Source organism: Streptomyces sp. NPDC002784 (genome assembly GCF_053592135.1).
In genome coordinates this window covers 1-2,885 of the sequence record NZ_JBSFVD010000121.1, presented here as the reverse complement: position 1 = coordinate 2,885, position 2,885 = coordinate 1, and the positions used below count along the sequence as shown (strand labels likewise).

At 65.8% G+C, this 2,885-nt stretch carries 4 protein-coding genes; all 4 read right to left on the bottom strand.

From position 1 onward, the window contains the following. Positions 1 to 403 (bottom strand): SDR family oxidoreductase (locus ACWD1Z_RS37015; RefSeq protein ID WP_451125257.1); only part of this gene is annotated, 403 nt, incomplete at its 3' end. Beyond that, on the bottom strand, positions 382 to 1,266 hold the full coding sequence (locus tag ACWD1Z_RS37010; protein ID WP_451125255.1) for a hypothetical protein: 885 nt from the start codon (positions 1,264 to 1,266) through the stop codon (positions 382 to 384). The genes ACWD1Z_RS37010 and ACWD1Z_RS37015, both read right to left, overlap by 22 nt. Before the next feature lie 244 nt (positions 1,267 to 1,510). Continuing rightward, the gene (locus tag ACWD1Z_RS37005) at positions 1,511 to 2,365 is read right to left on the bottom strand and encodes a class I SAM-dependent methyltransferase (protein ID WP_451125253.1); all 855 of its coding nucleotides are present in this window, start codon (positions 2,363 to 2,365) and stop codon (positions 1,511 to 1,513) included. Between the two features lie 56 nt (positions 2,366 to 2,421). After that, positions 2,422 to 2,885 (bottom strand): cytochrome P450 (locus ACWD1Z_RS37000; protein WP_451125251.1); only part of this gene is annotated, 464 nt, incomplete at its 5' end.

Here is a 2,885-nt window from a genome sequence, read left to right as displayed (position 1 = left end):
GTGCGGCGACATCACCCGCGTAAGCAGTGGCGTTCTTCCGTACGAGACCGGCATGTGCGGTGAAGGCGCTGGACAGGTGGACCAACCGGGCTCCGGCGTGCAGGGCGAACTTGCTGACCCGGCGGGCGCCTTCGACATTCACCTGCCAGGCGTGATCGGTGTCCCGCTGGAAGCCGGTGGCCGCGGCACTGTGGACCACCACGTCCACCTCGTCTGTCAGGGCGCGATATGTCTCAGGTGCCAGGCCGAGCCATCGGCTGGTGACATCACCGGCCACGGTGCGACCGGGCGCACCGGCCCGGTGGGTGAGTGCGATGACCTCGTAGCGCTCTCGCAGTAGAGGGATCGCCGCGGCACCGACTACGCCGCTGGCGCCAGTGATCAGTAGCGTTCGACGTCGCATGGGGCAAATTCCTTTCGTCGCGCGGGCAGCGATCCGCTCTGTGCGGAAACGGGTAGCAACAACCGGGTGACGGCTCTTCCCGCCAGTGGGCCTTCACGGCGTAGCAGGGGGAGAGCGGCGGAGAAGATGGCGGCCCCGGGGAGCCATCCAAAGCAGCCGATCAGCAGATGCAGACAGACCGCGGCCAGCAGGCAGGGGCCGAAGACGAGGGCCGCGAGATCACGTACGAACCGCACCCCGTCCTCGCGTGGCCCCGGCACCAGGGCTCGGGTCCGCAAGGCGTGGGTGCGTTGGCGCGCGAGCATCGCACATTGAGTCGGGATGAGAACGACACCCATGCCGCCAAGAGTGAGCGCGACGGGCGACTGCGCCCAGTGGAGGGCCAGGTGAGGGAGTGCGGGGTTCATTCCGGCTGCCCATTGGGCCGGAGTGGCAGTGAGAAACCGGCGCATGCCCGTGCCGTCCCAGCCGTGCAGGAGGATAAAGAACATCAGGGTGTGCGGCCACAGGCACTGAAGCAGCCCGGCCCATCGGGCTCCCCGCGCGAGGAGAGCGAGGGTCAGCACGTACCCCACCGCGCCGCAAAGGACGTTGCTCCCGCTGAACACCGCCGCCAGCCACGCCGGAGGGTGCGGAAGCGCGTACATGGTCTCCCAGCCGGGGAACCGCCACAGTAACCAGGCGCCACTGGGAGAGAACAGCACGCCAAGATAGAGCAGCGTCGCGACGAAGGCGCGGTCCGGCCGCCGTAGAGGCAGCCACAGATCTCTTCTGGCATGTTGACTCACCTCGATGGTGGGCGCGGTGGCCAGTGCGAAACCGGAACCGATCGCGTAAGTCCAGAAAACGTCCACCTGAACCATCGGCGGAATCCTGCCTCTCGGTGGGGAAGGAACGGGCAGCGAAACGTACGGAAAGATTCCCTCGACCGGGCCGGGGTTGCCCGTGGACGCGCACCGCCACGCTGTATGCCCTGGAGAGCAGCTGCCGACCGCCGCTACAGATGCAGTGACGATTCGAAACAACATGCGGCAGTCACAGAGGTTCACACTCGGAGGGGTAAGCCTCTAGGTGAGGAGATCGCACGATTTTCGTTTCACCAAGGGGTCATGACGCGTGGGCAGCGATGATCCGGACCTTCTGCGCACCGGGCTTGTACATTCCCGGCAGCACTGAGCCGAAAGACGCCGGGCGGTGCAGGGAAACCGGATCAAACCCCGCCAGCCGCAGGGCAGACTCGGCATCCGCCGCTCCATGGAAGGGGAATCCGTGATGCCCGCCAGTTGTGGCACGTAGGACTTTCGAAAAAGCCCTGTCGGACCATTCCATGTTCTCAGCGCCTAGGTGAAGATCGGACAGGTAGAGGCAGTGTGGGAATTTCCGGGCGGCATGAGCGATGTCCGCCCAGAAAGCCGTGACTGTGGCGCGTGGCAGATAGTTGAGCAAGCCTTCGGTGATGACGACGACCCCTTGACTGTGGTCCAGTCGCCCGAGGACGACTGCCGGGCTGTGAAAGCCGCAGCGCTGTGTGACATCCGCCTCGGCGACGTAGTGCTTGCCGCCGGCAGGCGCAGCGATCCGGTCGAGGAGCCGCCTCTTTCGTTCCGCCATGGGACGCAGGTCGGTTTCTACGTAGCGCAGTGGTTCCCCGTACTTTTCCAACGTGGTGGTGCCCCGGGGGGACATGCCTGCGGCGAACTCGACGACCTGGCTTACCTGACCTGATTCGATAGCCCCGGCAAGCAGGTGGTCGATAACCCTGTGCCGGGCCAGCAGGAAATCTGCCAGAACGGGCTCTCCCAGCGCTTGCTTGGCTGCCATCAGCGGGGACAGGACGCCATAGAGGCAGCGACCTCGCATGGTGGCGAATTCAGCAGGTGCCAGCTTGTGGCGTACCCATACGTGCCCGGTGTAGAGCGCCGTCAGACCGATGGACGGCAATCCGGAGACATCTGTACGCACCGCCCCCGTGGCCGGGAACTCCGGACTGCTTCCGGCGTACGGAGGTGGGGCGGCCTTCACAGGAAATTTCGGGGCGTGACGGGGCAATTGCCCGACATTCCTTGGCCGGTCTGGCGGGGAACGGCGGGGGGACGGCCCGGGTGCGGTGTCGCCGTCATGATGAGCTGGTCCGGACGAACGAACAGAGAGAGGGGGGCGAGAGCGGGTCGTTTTCCGGGGACCGTACGCAGCCGCCATCGGGAGACCAGAGTCGCCAGGGCGACGGCGGCATTGGCGGACACGAACGAAGCTCCCAGGCAATAGTGCGCCCCGGCTCCGAAAGGGAGGAAGGAATTCGGAGACACCACGGAGCGGTTCAGCCACCGGTCAGGCGAGAACACATGCGGCTGCGGGAAGACCGCCGGATCGCGGTGCAGTCCGTAGGTGTTGAGTACGGTTTCCGTGCCTGCCCGGATGCGATAACCACCCACGACGACATCGCGCAGGGCCCGCCGCGCGGTGATGGGAAAGCCGTACAACC

Excerpts from the sequence above, each read along its gene's own strand:
- ACWD1Z_RS37010 (WP_451125255.1), bottom strand. The coding sequence starts at position 1,266 with ATGGTTCAGGTGGACGTTTTCTGGACTTACGCGATCGGTTCCGGTTTC.